Here is a 17,964-nt window from a genome sequence, read left to right as displayed (position 1 = left end):
TCTCTGGTCGTCTAGCGCCGTAGCTCTGCCACAAAGTCGTAGTAGTCGTTGCGGCAATAGGTGTCGGTGACTTCGATGGGCGTGTTGTCTTCCAGGTAGCCGACCCGCGTCATCAGCAACATCGCGGTGCCGGGGGCGATGCCCACCAGGGCGGCGAACTCGTCCGAGGCGTTGATGGCCTGGATGTGTTGCAAGGCTCGGACAACCGGTTTGCCGATGCCATCGAGAAATTCATAAAGCGAATCGCCCACCGCCTGCGGCTTGGGAATGATCGACGCCGGCAGGGTGCTCATCTCGATTGCCATGACCGTGTCGTCGGCCTTGCGCAGCCGTTTGAGGCGGGCGACTTTGTCGGTGGGTGACAGGCCCAGGCGGATCAGTTCTTCGTGGGTCGGCGGGGTGATTTCCCGCTCCAGCCATTGGGAACCGGGCACGAAGCCCTTGAGGCGGAGCATCTCGCTGAAACCGCTGAGACGCGAGAGCGGTTGCTCCAGGCGCGGAGTGATGAACGTTCCGGAGCCTTGGTTGCGGCGGATCAGGCCTTGTTCGAAGAGTACTTCCAGCGCCTTGCGGGCGGTGACCCGGGAAATGCCCAGTTGCTCGCTCAGGCTGCGCTCGGACGGCATCGCTTGCTCGGCTTTCCATTGGCCGGCGTGGATGGCGGCTTCGAGGTTGCGGGCCAGTTGCAGGTAGAGCGGGGTGGGTTGGGTGTCGTCGGGGCGCAGGGCCAGGATGTCGTTCATGTGCGATGTGTCCGATGCGGTTGTTGTGGGCGTTGTCGCTCGGTGATTGGGGTGGAAGCTAATACCACTTGAATACCATGTCAACGCTGCTTCTGGCGCTTGATATGAGTTCATGGGGCATTTTTGGAAGGTTGGCTTTAAGTGGTATTAGTGTGGTGGAGGTGGTGCGTGGAGTTACGGTGTCGAGCTGATGTTTTTGAGGGCAGTGGTATGCACCGAGGGCAGGTTACGCAATTTGATTTTTATTTCTGGGGCACCGAGTTTCTCCTGTGGGAGCGAGCCTGCTCGCGAAGGCGGCAACACAGTCGATGAAGATGCTGAATGTGCCGGCCTCTTCGCGAGCAGGCTCGCTCCCACAGGGGCAGGTGTCGATCACTGGTTCTGTGAACAACAAAAATCCATTGTGGAGCGAGCTTGATCGCGATAAATCGAAAGACGGACACAAAAATTCCGGTGGAACACCGAACCTGTGGCGAGGGAGCTTGCTCCCGCTGGATGCGTCAGCATCCCCTGCGGTGTGATGGCTGGTAAAGCAGGGGGCCGCTTCGCAACCCAGCGGGAGCAAGCTCCCTCGCCACAAGAGCTCCTCGCCGCGAAAATGGGGCTACGGCCGAATCTCGATCATCGTCCCATCCGGCACCAGGTTCCACACCTCGCGCATGTCCACATTGCGCATGGCGATGCAGCCGTCGGTCCAATCCAGGGTATGGAACAACTGCTCGGGGTTTTCTTCCGTATCGGGCGTGCCGTGGATCATGATCATGCCCCCCGGCTCCACGCCTTCGCGGCGGGCGCGGGCGGCGTCGCTGATGTTGGGGTAGGAGATGTGCATCGACAGGTAGAACTTGTCGCTGACCTTGCGCCAGTCAATCCAGTAGAAGCCCTCGGGGGTGCGCTTGTCGCCCTCGATCAGTTTGGGGCCTTTCTTGGCGCCCTTGCCCAGGGAGATGCGATAGGTCTTGAGGGGCTTGCCATCATTGACCAGTTGCAATTGATGGGCGGATTTGAGCACCAGGACTTTTTCGATGACCTTGCCGTTGTAGGTCCCCACGGCAGCGGCTTGGGACACAGCGGTAAACGACAAGCAGAACAGCACAAGCAACCAGCGCATTGAAACGATATCCCTAGAGGTGTCGCGGCTATATTGGATTTTCTAGGCTCTGTACGAAATGTATCCGCACTTGCCCATACTGCGTTGAAACGAGGCTCGGAATGCTCATGTACTCCAGTACACTGCGCTTCCTCGCCCCGTTTCGCCTTGTCTGGCCTTCGCGCGAACACATTTCGTACAGAGCCTACGTATTGGCAGGCTGAGCCAGCGGCGGTATCGACTCGGATCGCACCGGGTAGTCCTCGGCCCGCCGGTCAGCGTAGAAGTATTCTAGGGTACGGCCCACCGTGCGGAAAGCCAGCTCGTCCCACGGTATATCGGCTTCTTCGAACAGCTTCACTTCCAGGCTTTCCGGCCCGGCGGCGAAATCCTCGTCCACCAGCTCGGCGCGGAAGAATACATGGACCTGGCTGATATGCGGGACGTCAATCAGCGTATAGATACTCAGGTTGCGTACCCGGGCGCAGGCTTCTTCGGCGGTTTCACGCGCGGCGGCCTGCTCGACAGTTTCGCCGTTTTCCATGAAGCCCGCCGGCAGTGTCCAATAACCGCGCCGCGGCTCGATGGCGCGCCGGCACAACAGGACTTTGCTGCCCCAGGTCGGTACGCAACCGGCCACGATGTTGGGGTTCTGGTAGTGAATGGTGTGACAGGTGTCGCAGACAAAGCGTAGTCGCGAGTCGCCCTCGGGTATGCGCTGGGTTACCGGGTTACCGCACTGGCTGCAGAATTTCATGCTGGGATTCCTGGAGGCTGTGCCTATCTTGGCGTGTACTGGGCGGTATCGGCAAGTTGTCGTTTCGCGACATGACGCGGTCCGGGGCTTGGGCCGCTTGCCTGATTGGTGCATGATGCTAGGCAGCGAATAAATCGAGAAGTCTCATGCTGGACGAGCTACTGCATCGAGTAAGCAACCATACGCCGCGCGATCTGGAGACCGATCGGCGTTTCCCTGAAGCGGCGGTGCTGGTGCCGATCACGCGCAGTGATGAACCGGAGCTGGTGCTGACCCTGCGCGCCAGCGGTCTCTCGACCCACGGCGGCGAAGTTGCGTTCCCCGGCGGACGTCGAGACCCGGAAGACCCAGACCTGATCTTCACCGCCCTGCGCGAAGCCGAAGAGGAAATTGGCCTGCCCCCTGGCCTGGTGGAGGTGATCGGTCCCCTCAGCCCACTGATCTCATTGCACGGTATCAAGGTCACGCCTTACGTCGGTGTGATTCCGGACTATGTCGAATACCAGGCCAACGATGCCGAGATCGCCGCGGTGTTCAGCGTGCCGCTGGAGTTTTTCCGCAAGGATCCGCGCGAACACACCCATCGCATCGACTACCAGGGCCACAGTTGGTACGTGCCCAGCTACCGTTTCGAGGGGTACAAGATCTGGGGGCTGACGGCGATCATGATCGTGGAGTTGGTCAACTTGCTGTACGACGCCGGTATCGACCTGCACACGCCGCCCAAGACTTTCATCAATACATGATGCCCCGAGGACTCCGATGAAATACCGCCTGGGCGATGCCCGTGTCGAAACCCACCCACAAAGCTGGGTCGCGCCCAACGCCACGCTGGTGGGCAAGGTCCGCCTCGAAGAGGGCGCCAACGTCTGGTTCAACGCGGTGTTGCGGGGTGACAACGAACTGATCCTGATCGGCAAGGACAGCAACGTCCAGGACGGCACGGTGATGCACACCGACATGGGCTATCCATTGACCATCGGCACCGGCGTGACCATCGGCCACAACGCCATGCTCCACGGCTGCACAGTGGGGGACTACAGCCTGATCGGCATCAACGCGGTGATTCTCAACGGCGCGAAGATTGGCAAGAACTGCATCATCGGCGCCAATTCGCTGATCGGCGAAGGCAAGGAAATCCCCGACGGTTCCCTGGTGATGGGCTCGCCGGGCAAGGTCGTGCGGGAACTGACCGAGGCCCAGAAGAAAATGCTCGAGGCCAGCGCGGCGCATTACGTTCAAAATTCGCAGCGTTATGCCCGCGACCTGGTCGAGCAGGAACAATGAACGCGCCTGAACGCCCGGTTCCTTCGCCCTGCGTGAACATCTGTGCGCTGGATGATGACGATACCTGCACCGGTTGCCAGCGCACCGTGGCGGAAATCACCCGTTGGAGCCGGATGGACAACGATGAGCGCCGCGGCGTGTTGGCCTTGTGTCATGAGCGGGCGAAGGCGAGTGGGTTGGTGTGGATGTTGCCGGCAAAACGATGATTGTGAACACGCCCCTGTGGCAGAGGATTTATCTGTGGCGAGGGGATTTATCCCCGCTGGGCTGCGTAGCAGCCCCCAAATTCGGCGCCTCGGTGTGTCAGGCGGAATGAGTTGAATGCTTTGGGGCTGCTGCGCAGCCCAGCGGGGATAAATCCCCTCGCCACAGGGGCATGTCACAAGGCTTTAACCGATCGTCGCCCCAACCATCGATCCAACCCCACCACCCCCAGCGCAATCCCGACAAAACCGGCCAATACCCCCCCTGCATTGATGAACACCTGTGGATAACCCAGGCTCGCCACGTCAATGAACGGGTAGGGGTAGGCCGCCAGCAAATCCCCGCGCAGCAGGATGTAGGCGAAGTACACCAGCGGGTAAATCATCCACAGCCCGATGTGACCCAGGCGCAATGTGCCTTTAGGCACCCACAGCCCCCAATAGATGATGAACAGGACGGGCATGACATCATGCAGCAATTCATCGGCGACAAACTGCCAGCCTTCCGGTTGCCAGAGGTGGCGCAGCAGCACGTTATAGGCCAGGCCGACCAGGGCGATGCTCACCGCGATGCCGCTGCGTACCGCAGGTAGCAGGAACCAGCGCCGGACGGCGGATTCACGCTGGGTCAGTTCCCAGGTCAGCACCACGGCGGCGAGGGTATTGGTCAGCACCGTGAAAAAACTGAAGAAGTTGACCAAGCCGCCCAACAGGCTCGCGCCCAATTCCCAGCGACCCAGCAGGATCAGGTAAAGCTGGACGCTCAACCCCACCCAGCCGAGCAACGCCAGCATCGACACGAAACCGGTTCGCACGTCCACGGTTCAGAGGGGCCGCTTGGTGCGCATCAGCTTGATGTACAGGCGCTCGACTTTTTCCCGCGCCCACGGCGTCTTGCGCAGGAACGTCAGGCTCGACTTGATGCTCGGATCGCTTTTGAAACAACGAATATCAATGCGTTCGGCCAGGCCCGACCACTCGTAGTGCTGCACCAGGGCGTTGAGGATCTGCTCCAGCGTCACGCCGTGCAGCGGGTTGTTGTTCGGTTCGGTCATGGCGGGCCTTTGCATGAAGAAGTCTAAAGCCGCGCACCTTAGCCGAGGTGCCCGTTGGGTGGAAGTATGGCTTTCATCCTGGCTTCGTGAAGCTGGGCACACTGTTACCGAATCCGAGATGATCCATGTCAACAAAAGCGCTTTCTCTATTTGTAACAGGACATTATCCTTGCGCCGCTTGCTGAAACGCTTCTTCTGTTGTGACAGAGCCTCTGCGTACAGCCTGATCCGATAGAAAAATCAAAGAAAACCCAGCGTTCAGACTTGAGAGATAGCGCTGTCTCTTGGCGTATGACGATCGACTTTCTGTGGGAGCGGGCTTGCTCGCGAAGACGATTTCACATCCGGCCTTAATGTCGCCTGACACGTCGCTTTCGCGAGCAAGCCCGCTCCCACAATGGTCCGCGTCCACCCAATTACCTTTTTTACTGAACCATGCCCCGCCAGGATCGTCATCTAAAGTGACACCTTGCGCGGGACTCCTTAAAACGTCACGGAGATACAACTATGAGCACTGAGGGTGCTTTGAGTCGAAGCCGTCTGTTACCGAGCCTGCTCGGCATTCTGCTTCTATTGATGGGGCTGGCCTTGTTGGCCGGTGGGATCAAACTGAGCACGCTCGGCGGCTCGCTGTATTACTTGCTGGCCGGTATCGGCCTGGCGATTACCGGCGTACTGCTGATCATGGCCCGCCGTGCGGCCCTGGGATTGTATGCGCTGGTGCTGTTCGCGAGTACCGTCTGGGCGCTGTGGGAAGTGGGCCTGGATTGGTGGCAACTGGTGCCGCGCCTGGCAATGCTGTTTGCCTTGGGCATTGTCCTGCTGCTGCCATGGTTCCGCCGTCCGTTGCTGACCGCCGATGCATCGCCCATGGGCACCCGAGCGCTGGGCGCCGCGGTGATCATCGCCGGTATCGCCGCCCTCGCCAGCCAGTTTACCAACCCCGGTGAAATCAAGGGTCAACTGGACCGCGACAGCGTGCCGGGCATGGCCAACACCGCACCGGCCATGCCGGACGGGGACTGGAACTCCTACGGCCGCAGCGCTCACGGCGACCGTTATTCGCCGCTGGCACAAATCACCCCCCAGAACGTCGGCAAGCTGAAGGAAGCCTGGACGTTCCGCACCGGTGACCTGCCAGGGCCGAACGACCCGGGCGAGACCACGGCGGAAAATACCCCGCTGAAGGTCAACGGCATGCTGTATGTGTGCACACCTCACAGTCAGGTGATCGCACTGGAGCCTGAAACCGGCAAGGAAATCTGGCGTTTCGATCCGAAGCTTTCCACGCAAAAAGCGGAAAACTTCAAGGGTTGGGCCCACATGACCTGCCGTGGCGTGACCTACCACGACGACGCTGTCTACGCGTCCGCTGAGCAGAGCCCGACCGGCACCGCCAGCACCACGCCGGCCAGCACCGTGTGCCCACGGCGGATCTTCCTGCCGACCGCCGACACGCGCCTGATCGCCCTCAACGCCGACACCGGCAAGATGTGTGAAGACTTCGGCGACAAAGGCCAGGTCGACCTGACCGCGAACATCGGCGGCTTCACGGCCGGCGGTTACTACTCCACCTCGCCACCGGCGGTCACCCAGAACCTGGTAGTGATTGGCGGCCACGTCACCGACAACGTCTCCACCGACGAGCCAAGCGGCGTGATCCGCGCCTACGACGTACACACCGGCAAGCTGGTATGGAACTGGGACAGCGGCAACCCGGACGACACCACGCCGATTGCCGAAGGCAAGACCTACACCCGCAACTCGCCGAACATGTGGTCCATGTTCAGCGTCGATGAAAAACTCGGCATGCTCTACCTGCCGATGGGCAACCAGACCCCCGACCAGTTCGGTGGCATGCGTACCCCGGAATCGGAAAAATATTCCGCTGGCCTGACCGCATTGGACATAGCCACCGGCAAGGTGCGTTGGTACTTCCAGTTCACTCACCACGACCTGTGGGACATGGACGTCGGCGGCCAACCAACCCTGATGGACATGAAGACTGCCGATGGCGTGAAACCGGCCGTACTCGCATCGACCAAGCAGGGCAGCATCTACGTGCTGGACCGCAGCAATGGCCAGCCGATCATTCCGATCAAGGAAATCCCGGTGCCGCAAGGCGCGGTGGAGGGCGACCACACCTCGCCCACCCAGCCGATGTCCGACCTGAACTTCGTGCCGCCGGTCCTCAAGGAGCGCGACATGTGGGGCGTGACGCCGTTTGACCAGATGTTGTGCCGGATCGACTTCAAGTCGCTGCGTTACGACGGCATGTTCACGCCACCGTCGCTGCAAGGCTCGATCGTCTACCCAGGCAACTTCGGCGTGTTTGACTGGGGCGGTATTTCGGTCGATCCGGTGCGCCAGATCGCCTTCGTCAACCCGAGCTACATGGCGTTCAAGTCGAAGCTGGTTCCAGCAGCGGAAGTGGCGGGTGGCCCGGGTCGCAAGAGCGAAACCGAAGGCGTGCAGCCGAACAAAGGCGCGCCATACGGGGTGATCCTCGAAGCGTTGCTCTCGCCCATGGGCCTGCCGTGCCAGGCACCTGCGTGGGGTTATGTCGCCGCCGTGGACCTGACCAACAACAAGACCCTGTGGAAGCACAAGAACGGCACCGTGCGCGACAGCTCGCCAGTGCCGATCCCGCTGAGCATGGGCGTTCCAAGCCTGGGTGGTACCTTCACCACCGCCGGTGGCCTGGCGTTCCTGAGCGGTACGCTTGACCAGTACTTGCGCGCCTACGATGTGAAAAACGGCAAGCAATTGTGGGAAGGCCGCCTGCCCGCAGGCGCCCAGACCACGCCGATGACCTACACCGGCAAGGACGGCAAGCAGTACGTGCTGGTCGTTGCAGGTGGTCACGGTTCCCTGGGCACCAAGCAGGGTGACTATGTGATCGCCTACAAACTGCCGGATTAAATCCAAGCAGCGCTCATGAAAAAGGCGACACCCTTGCGGGTGTCGCCTTTATTTTAATACCCGATTTCACGCTGGCTTCTGTGAATACAACGAGCCTTTGGCTTTTGTGAACACAACAAGCTTTTGTGGCGAGGGGATTTATCCCCGCTTGGGCTGCGAAGCAGCCCTAAACCCAACAACTCGGGGTGTCAGGCAGATTGGGTTTGCTGCTTTGGGGCTGCTGCGCAGCCCCAGCGGGGATAAATCCCCTCGCCACAGATAAATCCCTTCCCTACAAGGATTGTGTTCAGCCTTGGGCTTTTACAGTTCGATTTTCACGGCCTGCGAAGCCCGGGTCGCCTTGGCGCGGGCGGCTTCGATGGATTCATCGCGGGCCAAGGCCACGCCCAGGCGACGCTGGCCGTTGACTTCCGGCTTGCCGAACAGGCGCAGCGCGGTGTCCGGTTCGCTCAGGGCGGCGCCGAGGTTGGCGAACGCGGTCTGGGTCGACTGGCCTTCTACCAGGATCACCGCCGAAGCCGATGGGCCGAACTGGCGGATCAACGGGATCGGCAAACCAAGAATGGCGCGGGCGTGCAGGGCGAACTGCGACAGGTCCTGGGAAATCAGCGTCACCAGGCCGGTGTCGTGCGGACGCGGCGAGACTTCGCTGAACCACACCTGATCACCCTTGATGAACAGCTCGACGCCAAACAGGCCACGACCGCCCAGGGCCTCGGTCACCGCCTTGGCAACGCGCTCGGATTCAGCCAGGGCCGCCGGGCTCATGGCCTGTGGCTGCCAGGATTCCTGGTAGTCGCCCTTTTCCTGACGGTGGCCGACCGGCGCGCAGAACGTGGTGCCGCCGACATGACGCACGGTCAGCAGGGTGATTTCGTAATCGAAGTCGATGAAACCTTCGATGATCACCCGGCCTTTGCCGGCGCGGCCGCCTTCTTGGGCGTAGTCCCAGGCCTTCTGTACGTCATCGGCGCTGCGCAGCAGGCTCTGGCCCTTGCCCGAGGAGCTCATCACCGGCTTGACCACGCAGGGGAAACCCAGGGTTTCCACAGCCTTGCGGTAATCTTCCACGGTGTCGGCGAAGAAATAGGGGGAAGTCGGCAGCCCCAGCTCTTCGGCTGCCAGGCGACGGATGCCTTCGCGGTTCATGGTCAACTGCGCGGCGCGGGCCGTAGGGATCACGGTGAAGCCTTCGGCCTCCAGTTCCACCAGGGTGGCGGTGGCGATGGCTTCGATTTCCGGCACGATGTAGTGCGGCTTCTCGGCCTCGATCACCGCGCGCAGGGCGGCGCCGTCGAGCATGTTGATCACATGGCTGCGGTGGGCCACTTGCATGGCCGGCGCGTTGGCGTAGCGATCCACGGCAATCACTTCAACGCCCAGGCGCTGCAGTTCGATCACCACTTCCTTGCCCAGCTCACCGCTGCCACACAACAAAACGCGGGTCGCGGTGGGCGACAATGGAGTTCCGATACGGGTCATCTGAAGGTCCTCAAACAGGAGCGGGTCATCGGGGCGCGCGCCGGGCGAGCTTCCCAGGGGAGAAAGCGCGGCATTTTACATGAACCGCGTCAGCCGGCGATGGCCTGTTTGCGCAGACGCCAGGCCATGATCAGCCAGACGGCGGTGACCCCGGCGAATTTCGAAAGCAGGGCGGTCGTCACCACGGCGGGTGTCAGGGCATCGATCAGACCGAAGAAAATGAAGGTGTCCAGGGGAATGCTCAGGGCCGAGCTTATCCACAGGCGATCGTGCAATGGGCGCTTGGTGACGGTGAACACCAGCCAGTCGATGCATTCGGACACCGCGAATGCCGTGGCGCTGGCCAGGGCGATGGTCGGGTCGGAGGTGACATAGGACAGCACCAGCGCTGCCACCATCGCCGCGATGGCACCATGGCCGAAACGGGTCTGCACCATGTCGCGCAATACAAACACCAGCCCGCCCCAGGCCGACCAGATGACGTCCAGGTGTGGCGCGGCCGAGAAGGCGAAGTTGATCAGCACGACGCTGCTGATGTAGGCGAGCAGGAAAAGCATGGGGCGGGGTACCTGGTGATGGCGGATAAGGTGTTAAAGGACAGCGATAGCCCTGTGGTGAGGGAATCTATTTTGTGGCGAGGGGATTTATCCCCGCTGGGCTGCGCAGCAGCCCTAAAATCAGGCAACTCGGTGGATCAGACAGATTGAGGTGACTGTTTTGGGGGCTGCTTCGCAGCCCAGCGGGGATAAATCCCCTCGCCACAGGGGTTATGTACAGTCCCATCAGTGGATGCAGGGTACTTCAGCCACCGCCCGTCCCTCAATCCTCCTCACCGTCATCCAACTTCCAATACCCCACCGCCTTCACAAAGTCCTGGTCCAACCCTTTTTCTTCCAGCAACACCTTGCGAATCTGCCGAGACACTTTGCTTTCGGTCGCGACCCAGGCATACAGCTTGCCTATCGGCATTTCCAATTGCTGCACGGTGCGCAGCAGGCTGTCGTGGCGGCCTTCGCGCAATACCCAGATCACATGCACCTGCGCCGGGCTTTGGAGCACTTGCTGTTCGGCGCCATTTTCAACTTCCACCACCACCAGGGCCCGCCGGTTGGGCGCCAGGCCTTCGAGGCGGCGGGCGATGGCGGGCAGGGCGGTTTCGTCGCCGATCAACAGGTAACTGTCGAAGATGTCCGGCACGATCATCGAGCCCCGTGGCCCGGCGATGTAAAGGTGTTGCCCCGGTGCCGCCTGCGTCGCCCAGGTCGCGGCAGGGCCGTCGCCGTGGAGCACGAAGTCAATGTCCAGCTCCAGGGTTTCCAGGTCATACCGGCGCGGGGTGTAGTCGCGCATCTCGGGCATCGGTCCCTGGGCCTTGCCGGCGGTGGGGTTGAAGTTTTCCAGGGCGGCGTGTTCCTCGGCGTTCTGCGGAAACAACAGCTTCACATGATCGTCGGTGCCCAGGCTTGCAAACCCGGCCAGTTCCGGCCCGCCGACGGTGATGCGGCGCATGCGTGGGGTCAGGTCGACGACGCGCAGCACTTGCAGGCGGCGGCGCTTGATCTCGTGGTTGACGCGGTGGATGGTGTTTGGATCGACTTCAGTCATGGGTTTGACTCCGAAACAGGTGGACGGCCCGGGCCGTCGGTGATGGCTTTGGCGGTGTCGTCGAGCAGGCCGCGCACCCGTTGGACTTCTTCCGGGCTCCAGCGGCCAGGGTGCTTTTGCAGCGCATGGCGCAGGTTATACACCGCTTCACGGATTTCAGGGGGACGATCGGGGCCACGCAGCATGCGCTTGCTGGTTTCGATTCGCTTGCGCACCTCATTCAGCGCGTCGGCCTGCTCTACAAGGGATAGACGTCCGGCATCGGTCACGCTGTAACTCTTTTTCCCATCTTCGACACCGCAAATGACCATTGCACTCATTTCCAGAAAGGCCAGCGTCGGATAGATAACGCCGGGGCTGGGGCTGTAGGCGCCATCGAACATTTGCTCGATCCGGCGCATCAGGTCATAGCCGTGGCAAGGCTGCTCGGCCAGCAGCGCCAACGACAGCAACTTCAGATCACCGGCAGCGAAGATGCGAGGTCCTCGGCTGTTACGTCCACGGCCCGTCGGGGCTCGTTCAAAACAGTCATGTTCGTCTTCAGGGGAAGAGTAAGAGGAGGTCATAGGCTGTTCTCCGTTCTGCCTAGATGTTGAGATATAACTTTTTGCATAAGATATATTTTGACGTGCGCGAAATTTCGAAACTAAGATATATCTAACTTGCCGTTCGTTATTTACAGTGAGGCAAGACCTTACCTGATTGCGATATAGAGGCCGAGTTTGATTTTTCCGGGCTTTTTTTCTTGACATCATCAAGCCCGCTTTATTGCTGGCGTTGTAAGTTCTTTCTGACATCCAAAATCTGTTTTTAACAGAATCCGATTCTTTTTCTCGCACGCGTATGCCGGATTTACTACGTGCATATAGGAATCTGCCTGCTTTTTTTTGTTTCAATAGCGTTGATCATGCCCGGCGTTGGAAGTGCAGCCAGAATGATTGTCTGGCGGCAACTTCAACTCTTCTATCTATTGCAAAAGAACAGGTATGAACAACATGCTCAAACAACTCGTAACCGGTGCTTCCCTGGCAGCTGCCGCCCTGACTTCTTCGCTGGCATTCGCCGCCGACGACGCGCGCTCTTCCATCCACATCACTGCCAACATCCCGACCCAGCAGTTTCATGTGCAGCCTCGCAATCCGGACTTCGGTAAGGATGAGACCATGAGCTACAACACGGTCAGCGGCACCTTGACTTCGTTGCGCCAGACCTACGACGTGAAAAACACCGAAGGTTCGGTCCATGCCTATATCGAAGGCGGCCCTGCTGCGCTGTACAACGGCAGTAACTCCATTGCCCTGACCACCGCCTTCAACGGCGTCACCCTGAGCGCCCTGCCTCAGGAAGTGGTGGACGATGCCACCTCCACCCCAGGTACCCAGGCCGACATGACCATCGTCGCGGCCCGGCCTCTCGATACCCAGAACGGCCTGTACACCGCCGACATGACCGTCATCTTCGACGCGGTGCCTCGCGCTACGCCGTGATGCCATCCGATGCCCGTTGATTTGCACGGGCATTCGCAGGCCGGCCGGCACTCCCCAGCCGGTCGGCCTGTACCTGAAACGCCTTGAACGCTCGCTGATTAGAGAATCCGTTGATGTTTCCGATGACACCCATCGCGGGTGCGCTCGCGCTGTTGTTGTGCGCGAACGCCTCGGCCGCGCCGACTGCCCCCGGTACAACGCCCAAAAGCCTGTTGTCCCAGGCCAAGGGACTGCCGGCGGAGTTTGAATCCCACTTCTTCGATGTGCCACTGGCGGTTCGTGTTGAACTCAATCAACAGTACCTTGGCGAAGCCATGGTGGTATTGACCCGGGACGATCGTATTACGTTGCTCGAATTCACCGACACGCAAGACAGTCCGATCAGCAACCTCGAACGTGAGAAATGGGAACAACTGCTCAAGCAAGGACAGTCGCTGGGCGCATGCGAAGCCAATTGTTCATCAGGGCTGCTCGCCATGCATTACAGCCTCGAGAATTCGTTGGTGACGATCCTGACTCGGGATGTGGAACGCGGCACTGAAACCAAGCGTTACCACGATCAGCCAGAAGGTGGCAGCCTGGGTCTGATCTTCAACAACCAGCTCAATATCAATGGTGGCCAAGAGCAGGACACCGGCGGGCGCTATGGCCTGAATGCAAGTTCCAGCCTGGGCAACTGGAGTCAATCGCTCGACCTTCAACTCTCGCGTCTCGGCGGACCGGACGACAAGATCTACCACGCCGTCCACGAGCTCTATACCCAACGAGAACTGGAAGGTACTTTTTTTCGCCTGGGTTATTTCACGCCCAGCTCCGATGGCCTGAATCGACAGATCCGTTCGTTCGGTGCCAACCCGGACACTGCCGTGGGCGTGATGTATGGCAGCTCCGACAGCCTGGTCATCGATAATCCCCGGCCCAGCGTCTACCCCATCTACGTCACCGCGAGCCGACAGGCTTCGGTGGAGATTTATCGCAACGGCCTGTTGATCAATACGCAGGCGGTCAGCGCCGGCTTGCAGAGCCTGGACACCCGGCCCTTGCCCGGCGGCATTTATGAAGTGGAAGTCCGCTTGGTCGAGGACGGGCAAACCAGCGCCACCAGCCAGGAGCTGGTCTACAAGCCCAACAACTGGAGCAGCACCGAAGACCGCTGGCGCTACAACCTGTTTGCCGGCCGCGAAACCCGGCTCTGGAGCAACTGGGAAGACCAGCCTTCCGGCTTCACGACAGCCGGGGTCGGCTTGAATTACCTGCTGCACCCGCGGGTCATCCTGGGAGCCTCCACGCGCCAGGTGCAGGACAAGCTGCAAGTGGGCACCTCGGTGGATTGGACGCTGGCGAGCAACACCAGCCTCTACGCCAACGTCTATCAAACCCAGCAGTATGGCACCGGCATGGATCTGCAAGGTTTGTACAGCTACCTCAACGGCAGCGTGGTGGCCAGTCACAACCGCAGTTGGCTGGACACCCGCAACACATACGAAACGTTGCAGGACGGCACGCGTATTCGCCAGCGCCAAGTGTATGTCGGCCACACCAGCAACTCCTCGCTGTCGGTCAACCATCGCTTGAGCAACAAGACCTCCATCAATGGGCGACTGGCCTACAGCGAAGGCAACATCCAGGGCACAGGGTTGGACCTGGGCTGGACCCAGCGTGGCCAACTGCGCGGCAGCGATGCCAACTGGCGGGTGTCGGTATTCGATCGCCCTGGCACCACCAGCACGGGGGACAAGCGCAATCGGGGCGTGGACCTGAGCGTCAGCGTGGCCTTGGGCGGGCCGGGGGAATACTGGTCGGGCAGCATCGGGACCCGCACCTCCCGCGATGGCGCGCGAGACAATAATGCCTCGCTCTCGTATCGCCGCAGCCTGGAAGACCATGTGCTGCAAAGCGTTTCCGGCACGGTGTTGGCCGACACCTATGGCGTGGGCCTGTCCAGTATTGCCAGTTTCGAAACCGATTCGCTTTTCGGCGATGGCTTCGTCCAGCGCTCGTCCTATAACGATAACCTCACCGGCGGCCTGAACCTGAGCAGCACGGTGGCGGTGGGTGGCAGCAAAGCGGCCGTTACCGCTACGCCTCATGGACGCGGCGCGGGCATGATCGTCGACGTCGAAGCCGACGTGGATGATGTTGTCCTGCGCGCCGACGACTTGACCGGCGGCAGCACCACGTTACGCCCCGGTCGCAACTTCGTGCCCATCACTGCCTACAAGAACAGCCAGGTGACCTTCGACTTCGAAGGCGTGCACCCGCCGGCGGCGAATATCCAACCTTCGCGCACCCGCTATCACCTGAACAAGGGCGGGGTGGACTACCGCAAGATCAGCGTGATGAGGACGGTGACCGTGCTCGGACGCCTGGTGGATGGGCAGGGCCAACCGCTTCGAGGCCACCACGTGATCAACCATGCCAGCCGCGGCATCAGCGAGGCGGACGGATTCTTTTCCATGGAAATGAATGCCGGCTCGCCGACCCTGGAAGTGCGCCACGCAAACGAATTGTTCTGCCGGTTCCGCCTCGACCCGGAGACTGCCAACCGCGAAGGCGATGTGTTGATGATCGGGGACTTGCGTTGCACGCCGGACACCTTGGCCGATACGGCAGTCGCCGAGGCTGGTGGGGTGAAGCAGCGTTCATGAAGCACCTTATTGGTAATGCCGTTCACCCGGGAAAAACGATGAAACCGTGGCTGGGAGAACCCGTGAGGGAGCAAGCTCCCTCGCCACGGGGTTTCTGATTTTCTCGCAGTGATTTGTCTTCAAGTATGAGGTTGTATAAATGAAACCCTTATCGGTTGCAGTGCGCAGCGTGGTCTCGGTGTTGCTGTTTGCGTGTGTGCCTGTGGCCAATGCCTTGGAGCGGGACATTACCGCCATATTCAGGCCTGACCCTTCCAAGCCCCAGGAGAATACGTTTCTCAATACCACACCGGTGAGTGGTTACTGCGAACAGTATCCCGCGCAGTGCAGCACATCCAAAATGTTCAGCATTCGCTTGCCCCTTATTTTCAACTCGGCCGGTCCAATCCAGGCGGACCATGAAAGTATTCGACAAGGTGCGATGTTCAAGGTACCTGCCGATTGGCGCAGGGCACAGGTGACGCATTCAAGGACCGGAGAAGTTGAGGACATTGAAATACGTATCACAGGTATGGGATCGCAATATCAATTTCCTGGAAGTGTCGTTGATTTAGTCGGTGGGGGCGTAGGTGTGCTGACCGCTCATCAGAAGTTGTGGGTGGGCAGTGACTGGGTGAACGCCTCATCACCTTGCAGGTACAGCGGCGTCGGATCGTACAACAGCACGCGCTATATGTTTTTCTGGAAAACGCCGGTAGAGGGCGAATGTGTCAAGAGAGCCCGTTACCTGATCCCCACCATGTCTTACAACTATCTGGATTTCGCTTACGAACTGCGCACGCCCAACCCGTTGAAAATGTCATCAGGCCAATACACCGGATCGCTGACTTATAGGGTTGGGCCAGGGCAAGACTTCGACATGGGCGACGTCATGCTCCCGGATGATTCAACACTGACGCTCAACTTCAAACTCAACGTCGAGCACACCCTCAAGGTCGAAGTCCCCCCCGGCGGCAACCGCGTGGAGTTGGTACCCCAGGAAGGCTGGCAATCCTGGCTGAACAGCGGTCGCAAGCCAACACGATTGTTTCGCGACCAGCGCTTCCATATCTCGGCGTCCTCGCGTTTCAAGATGGAACTCGAATGCCAATACGTCAGCGGCAATACCTGCGCAATTTCCGAAACCGGCACCGGTCATGCCGTGCCGGTGGATGTCAGCGTCACCCTGCCCGACGGCTTGACTGACGGCGCCGGGCAGCCGGTCAACCGTCGACGGTTACTGCGTGACGGCAGCGGTACCGAACTGTTCCAGCCGGGGCTTTATGTCGATCGCCGGTCGGGCACCCTGCACTTTGAAGTGGGCCGCGGCAGCGTCGAAGAGATGCTGGACAGCGGCGCCAAAGCCTACACCGGAAACATCACGGTGATCTGGGATTCAGAAGTTTAAAAACACCTATTCAACGGATTTGAATATGAGGTCATACCCATGAAAGGAACACCGGTAGTCGCGAACTGTGTGGTTTCAACGGTTTTGTTTGCGGCCATGCCCATGGCCAACGCCTTGACCCAGGACATCAGCGCTGTGTTCAGGCCAGACCCGTCGAAGCCTCAGGAAACCGGGTTTCTCAACACCACGCCAATGAGTGGTTATTGCGCCGAAGCTCCGTCGCAATGCCGGGCATGGAAAATGTTCAGCATCCGGCTGCCCCTGAGTGTGAATTCCATCAGGCCTATCCAGGCCGGGCACGCCGACGTTCGACAAGGGGCCATGTTTCAAGTACCTGCCAACTGGCGCACGGCGCAGATCGTTCATTCCGGTACGGGCGAGACCGAAATCGTCCAGGTGCGGTGGGTCGGCATTGGTGCTCGCTATCAAGTCCCTGGCAGCGTGATCGAACTGGTCGGTGGCGGGGTGGAAGCGGGTACTGCGCATACGATGCTGTGGAACGACAACTGGGGCCAGGCGCCTTCACCGTGCAACTCCAGCGGGTTCAGTCGTTTCGGCGACAACCATTACGAGTTTTTCTGGCGGACCCCGTCGGAAACCGAGTGCGCAAAAAAGGCCAACTTTGTGATCCCCAGCATGGCGTATCCCTACGTGGACTTTGCCTATGAGCTGCGCATGCCGAACCCGATGAGAATGTCGGCGGGGCAGTACACCGGGGATCTGACCATCGGCGTTGGACCAGGGCGGGAGCTGGACATGGGCGACGTCATGCTGCCCAGCGATTCGGCCATCACGCTCAATTTCAGGCTCGATGTCGAGCATACCTTCAAGGTCGAGGTGCCTCCCGGCGGAAACCGGGTGGAGCTGGTGCCCGATGGGGGCTGGCAAGCCTGGCTGAATGGCGGCAGCAAACCGAGCCGGCTGGCGCGCGATCAACGCTTCCATATCTCCACATCGTCACGCTTCAAGATGGCGCTCGATTGCCAATACATCAGTGGTAATACGTGCGCGATCGGCGAAGCCGGCTCGGGCCATTCCGTACCGGTGGAAGTCAGGGTGACGCTGCCTGAGGGGCTGACCGATTTTGGCGGACAACCCATCAACCAGCGTCGCCTGTTGCGAGATGGCAGTGGCACGGAGCTGATCCAGCCCAGTGTCTATGTGGATCGCAGGCCTGCAAGCCTGCATTTCGAAGTGACTCGGCAAAGCATCGAAGAAATGCTCGACGGCGGCGCCAAAGTCTATTCCGGCAACATCACGGTGATCTGGGATTCGGAAGTTTGAGCGGCCTGATCGCC

17 protein-coding genes are annotated in these 17,964 nt (G+C 60.2%); 8 read left to right on the top strand and 9 right to left on the bottom strand.

Going from position 1 to position 17,964, the window contains the following annotated elements; translation table 11 throughout:
- Positions 1–11 precede the first annotated feature (11 nt).
- The 3 genes from Q7C33_RS01785 to Q7C33_RS01775 form a co-directional block, all read right to left on the bottom strand.
- Positions 12–743 carry a GntR family transcriptional regulator gene (locus Q7C33_RS01785; protein ID WP_030139601.1) on the bottom strand — a complete coding sequence of 244 codons (732 nt, stop codon included), beginning with the start codon at positions 741–743 and terminating at the stop codon, positions 12–14.
- Positions 744–1,347: 604 nt separating this feature from the next.
- Positions 1,348–1,854, bottom strand: a complete 507-nt coding sequence (locus Q7C33_RS01780) for a L,D-transpeptidase family protein (RefSeq protein ID WP_217861325.1) — start codon at positions 1,852–1,854, stop codon at positions 1,348–1,350.
- A 184-nt stretch (positions 1,855–2,038) separates the two neighbouring features.
- A complete protein-coding gene (locus Q7C33_RS01775; RefSeq protein ID WP_030138555.1) occupies positions 2,039–2,590 on the bottom strand; it encodes an NUDIX hydrolase in 552 nt (183 codons plus the stop codon).
- Between the two features lie 146 nt (positions 2,591–2,736).
- On the opposite strand from Q7C33_RS01775, the gene Q7C33_RS01770 reads away from it, so the two are divergent.
- From Q7C33_RS01770 to Q7C33_RS01760, 3 genes are read left to right on the top strand one after another with little or no spacing between them, the layout of a single operon-like run.
- Complete coding sequence (locus Q7C33_RS01770; protein ID WP_030138554.1) at positions 2,737–3,336, top strand: CoA pyrophosphatase; 600 nt, start codon at positions 2,737–2,739, stop codon at positions 3,334–3,336.
- Positions 3,337–3,352: 16 nt separating this feature from the next.
- Positions 3,353–3,877 carry a gamma carbonic anhydrase family protein gene (locus Q7C33_RS01765; protein ID WP_407682740.1) on the top strand — a complete coding sequence of 175 codons (525 nt, stop codon included), beginning with the start codon at positions 3,353–3,355 and terminating at the stop codon, positions 3,875–3,877.
- Positions 3,874–4,083 carry a DUF1289 domain-containing protein gene (locus Q7C33_RS01760; protein WP_264430889.1) on the top strand — a complete coding sequence of 70 codons (210 nt, stop codon included), beginning with the start codon at positions 3,874–3,876 and terminating at the stop codon, positions 4,081–4,083. The genes Q7C33_RS01765 and Q7C33_RS01760 overlap by 4 nt, the downstream gene beginning before the upstream one ends.
- A 173-nt stretch (positions 4,084–4,256) precedes the next feature.
- On the opposite strand, the gene Q7C33_RS01755 is transcribed toward Q7C33_RS01760, so the two are convergent.
- A complete protein-coding gene (locus Q7C33_RS01755) occupies positions 4,257–4,874 on the bottom strand; it encodes a Pr6Pr family membrane protein (RefSeq protein WP_030138551.1) in 618 nt (205 codons plus the stop codon).
- A gap of 30 nt (positions 4,875–4,904) precedes the next feature.
- Positions 4,905–5,135, bottom strand: coding sequence for a VF530 family DNA-binding protein (locus Q7C33_RS01750; RefSeq protein WP_030138550.1), 231 nt, complete (start codon positions 5,133–5,135; stop codon positions 4,905–4,907).
- A 507-nt stretch (positions 5,136–5,642) separates the two neighbouring features.
- Here Q7C33_RS01750 and Q7C33_RS01745 point away from each other — a divergent pair.
- Complete coding sequence (locus tag Q7C33_RS01745) at positions 5,643–8,057, top strand: glucose/quinate/shikimate family membrane-bound PQQ-dependent dehydrogenase (RefSeq protein ID WP_198796566.1); 2,415 nt, start codon at positions 5,643–5,645, stop codon at positions 8,055–8,057.
- A gap of 300 nt (positions 8,058–8,357) precedes the next feature.
- Here Q7C33_RS01745 and purT read toward each other — a convergent pair whose 3' ends face one another.
- The 4 genes from purT to Q7C33_RS01725 form a co-directional block, all read right to left on the bottom strand.
- Positions 8,358–9,539, bottom strand: coding sequence for a formate-dependent phosphoribosylglycinamide formyltransferase (purT, locus tag Q7C33_RS01740; protein ID WP_030138548.1), 1,182 nt, complete (start codon positions 9,537–9,539; stop codon positions 8,358–8,360).
- A gap of 89 nt (positions 9,540–9,628) precedes the next feature.
- A complete protein-coding gene (locus Q7C33_RS01735; protein ID WP_407682739.1) occupies positions 9,629–10,096 on the bottom strand; it encodes a preQ0 transporter in 468 nt (155 codons plus the stop codon).
- Positions 10,097–10,358: 262 nt separating this feature from the next.
- Complete coding sequence (locus Q7C33_RS01730) at positions 10,359–11,144, bottom strand: siderophore-interacting protein (RefSeq protein WP_217861328.1); 786 nt, start codon at positions 11,142–11,144, stop codon at positions 10,359–10,361.
- The gene (locus Q7C33_RS01725) at positions 11,141–11,710 is read right to left on the bottom strand and encodes a PadR family transcriptional regulator (RefSeq protein WP_030138545.1); all 570 of its coding nucleotides are present in this window, start codon (positions 11,708–11,710) and stop codon (positions 11,141–11,143) included. Before Q7C33_RS01725 ends, Q7C33_RS01730 begins: the two co-directional genes overlap by 4 nt.
- A 429-nt stretch (positions 11,711–12,139) precedes the next feature.
- Between Q7C33_RS01725 and Q7C33_RS01720 the strand changes: the two genes are divergently transcribed.
- The 4 genes from Q7C33_RS01720 to Q7C33_RS01705 all read left to right on the top strand — a co-directional run bounded on the left by Q7C33_RS01720 (position 12,140) and on the right by Q7C33_RS01705 (position 17,950).
- Positions 12,140–12,631 carry a CS1 type fimbrial major subunit gene (locus tag Q7C33_RS01720; protein WP_198796563.1) on the top strand — a complete coding sequence of 164 codons (492 nt, stop codon included), beginning with the start codon at positions 12,140–12,142 and terminating at the stop codon, positions 12,629–12,631.
- A gap of 113 nt (positions 12,632–12,744) precedes the next feature.
- Entirely contained in the window at positions 12,745–15,279 is a 2,535-nt protein-coding gene (locus Q7C33_RS01715; protein WP_407682738.1) for a CS1-pili formation C-terminal domain-containing protein, read from the top strand.
- 139 nt (positions 15,280–15,418) lie between these two features.
- Entirely contained in the window at positions 15,419–16,666 is a 1,248-nt protein-coding gene (locus Q7C33_RS01710; protein WP_407682737.1) for a hypothetical protein, read from the top strand.
- Between the two features lie 39 nt (positions 16,667–16,705).
- Positions 16,706–17,950: a hypothetical protein gene (locus Q7C33_RS01705; RefSeq protein ID WP_407682736.1), complete on the top strand. Its 1,245-nt coding sequence runs from the start codon at positions 16,706–16,708 to the stop codon at positions 17,948–17,950.
- Positions 17,951–17,964: the final 14 nt, after the last annotated feature.

Origin of the sequence: Pseudomonas sp. BP11-1-1, from assembly GCF_052112105.1 — a bacterium.
Taxonomy (GTDB): Bacteria; Pseudomonadota; Gammaproteobacteria; order Pseudomonadales; family Pseudomonadaceae; genus Aquipseudomonas; species Aquipseudomonas alvandae.
This window is presented reverse-complemented; position numbering and strand designations above follow the sequence as displayed.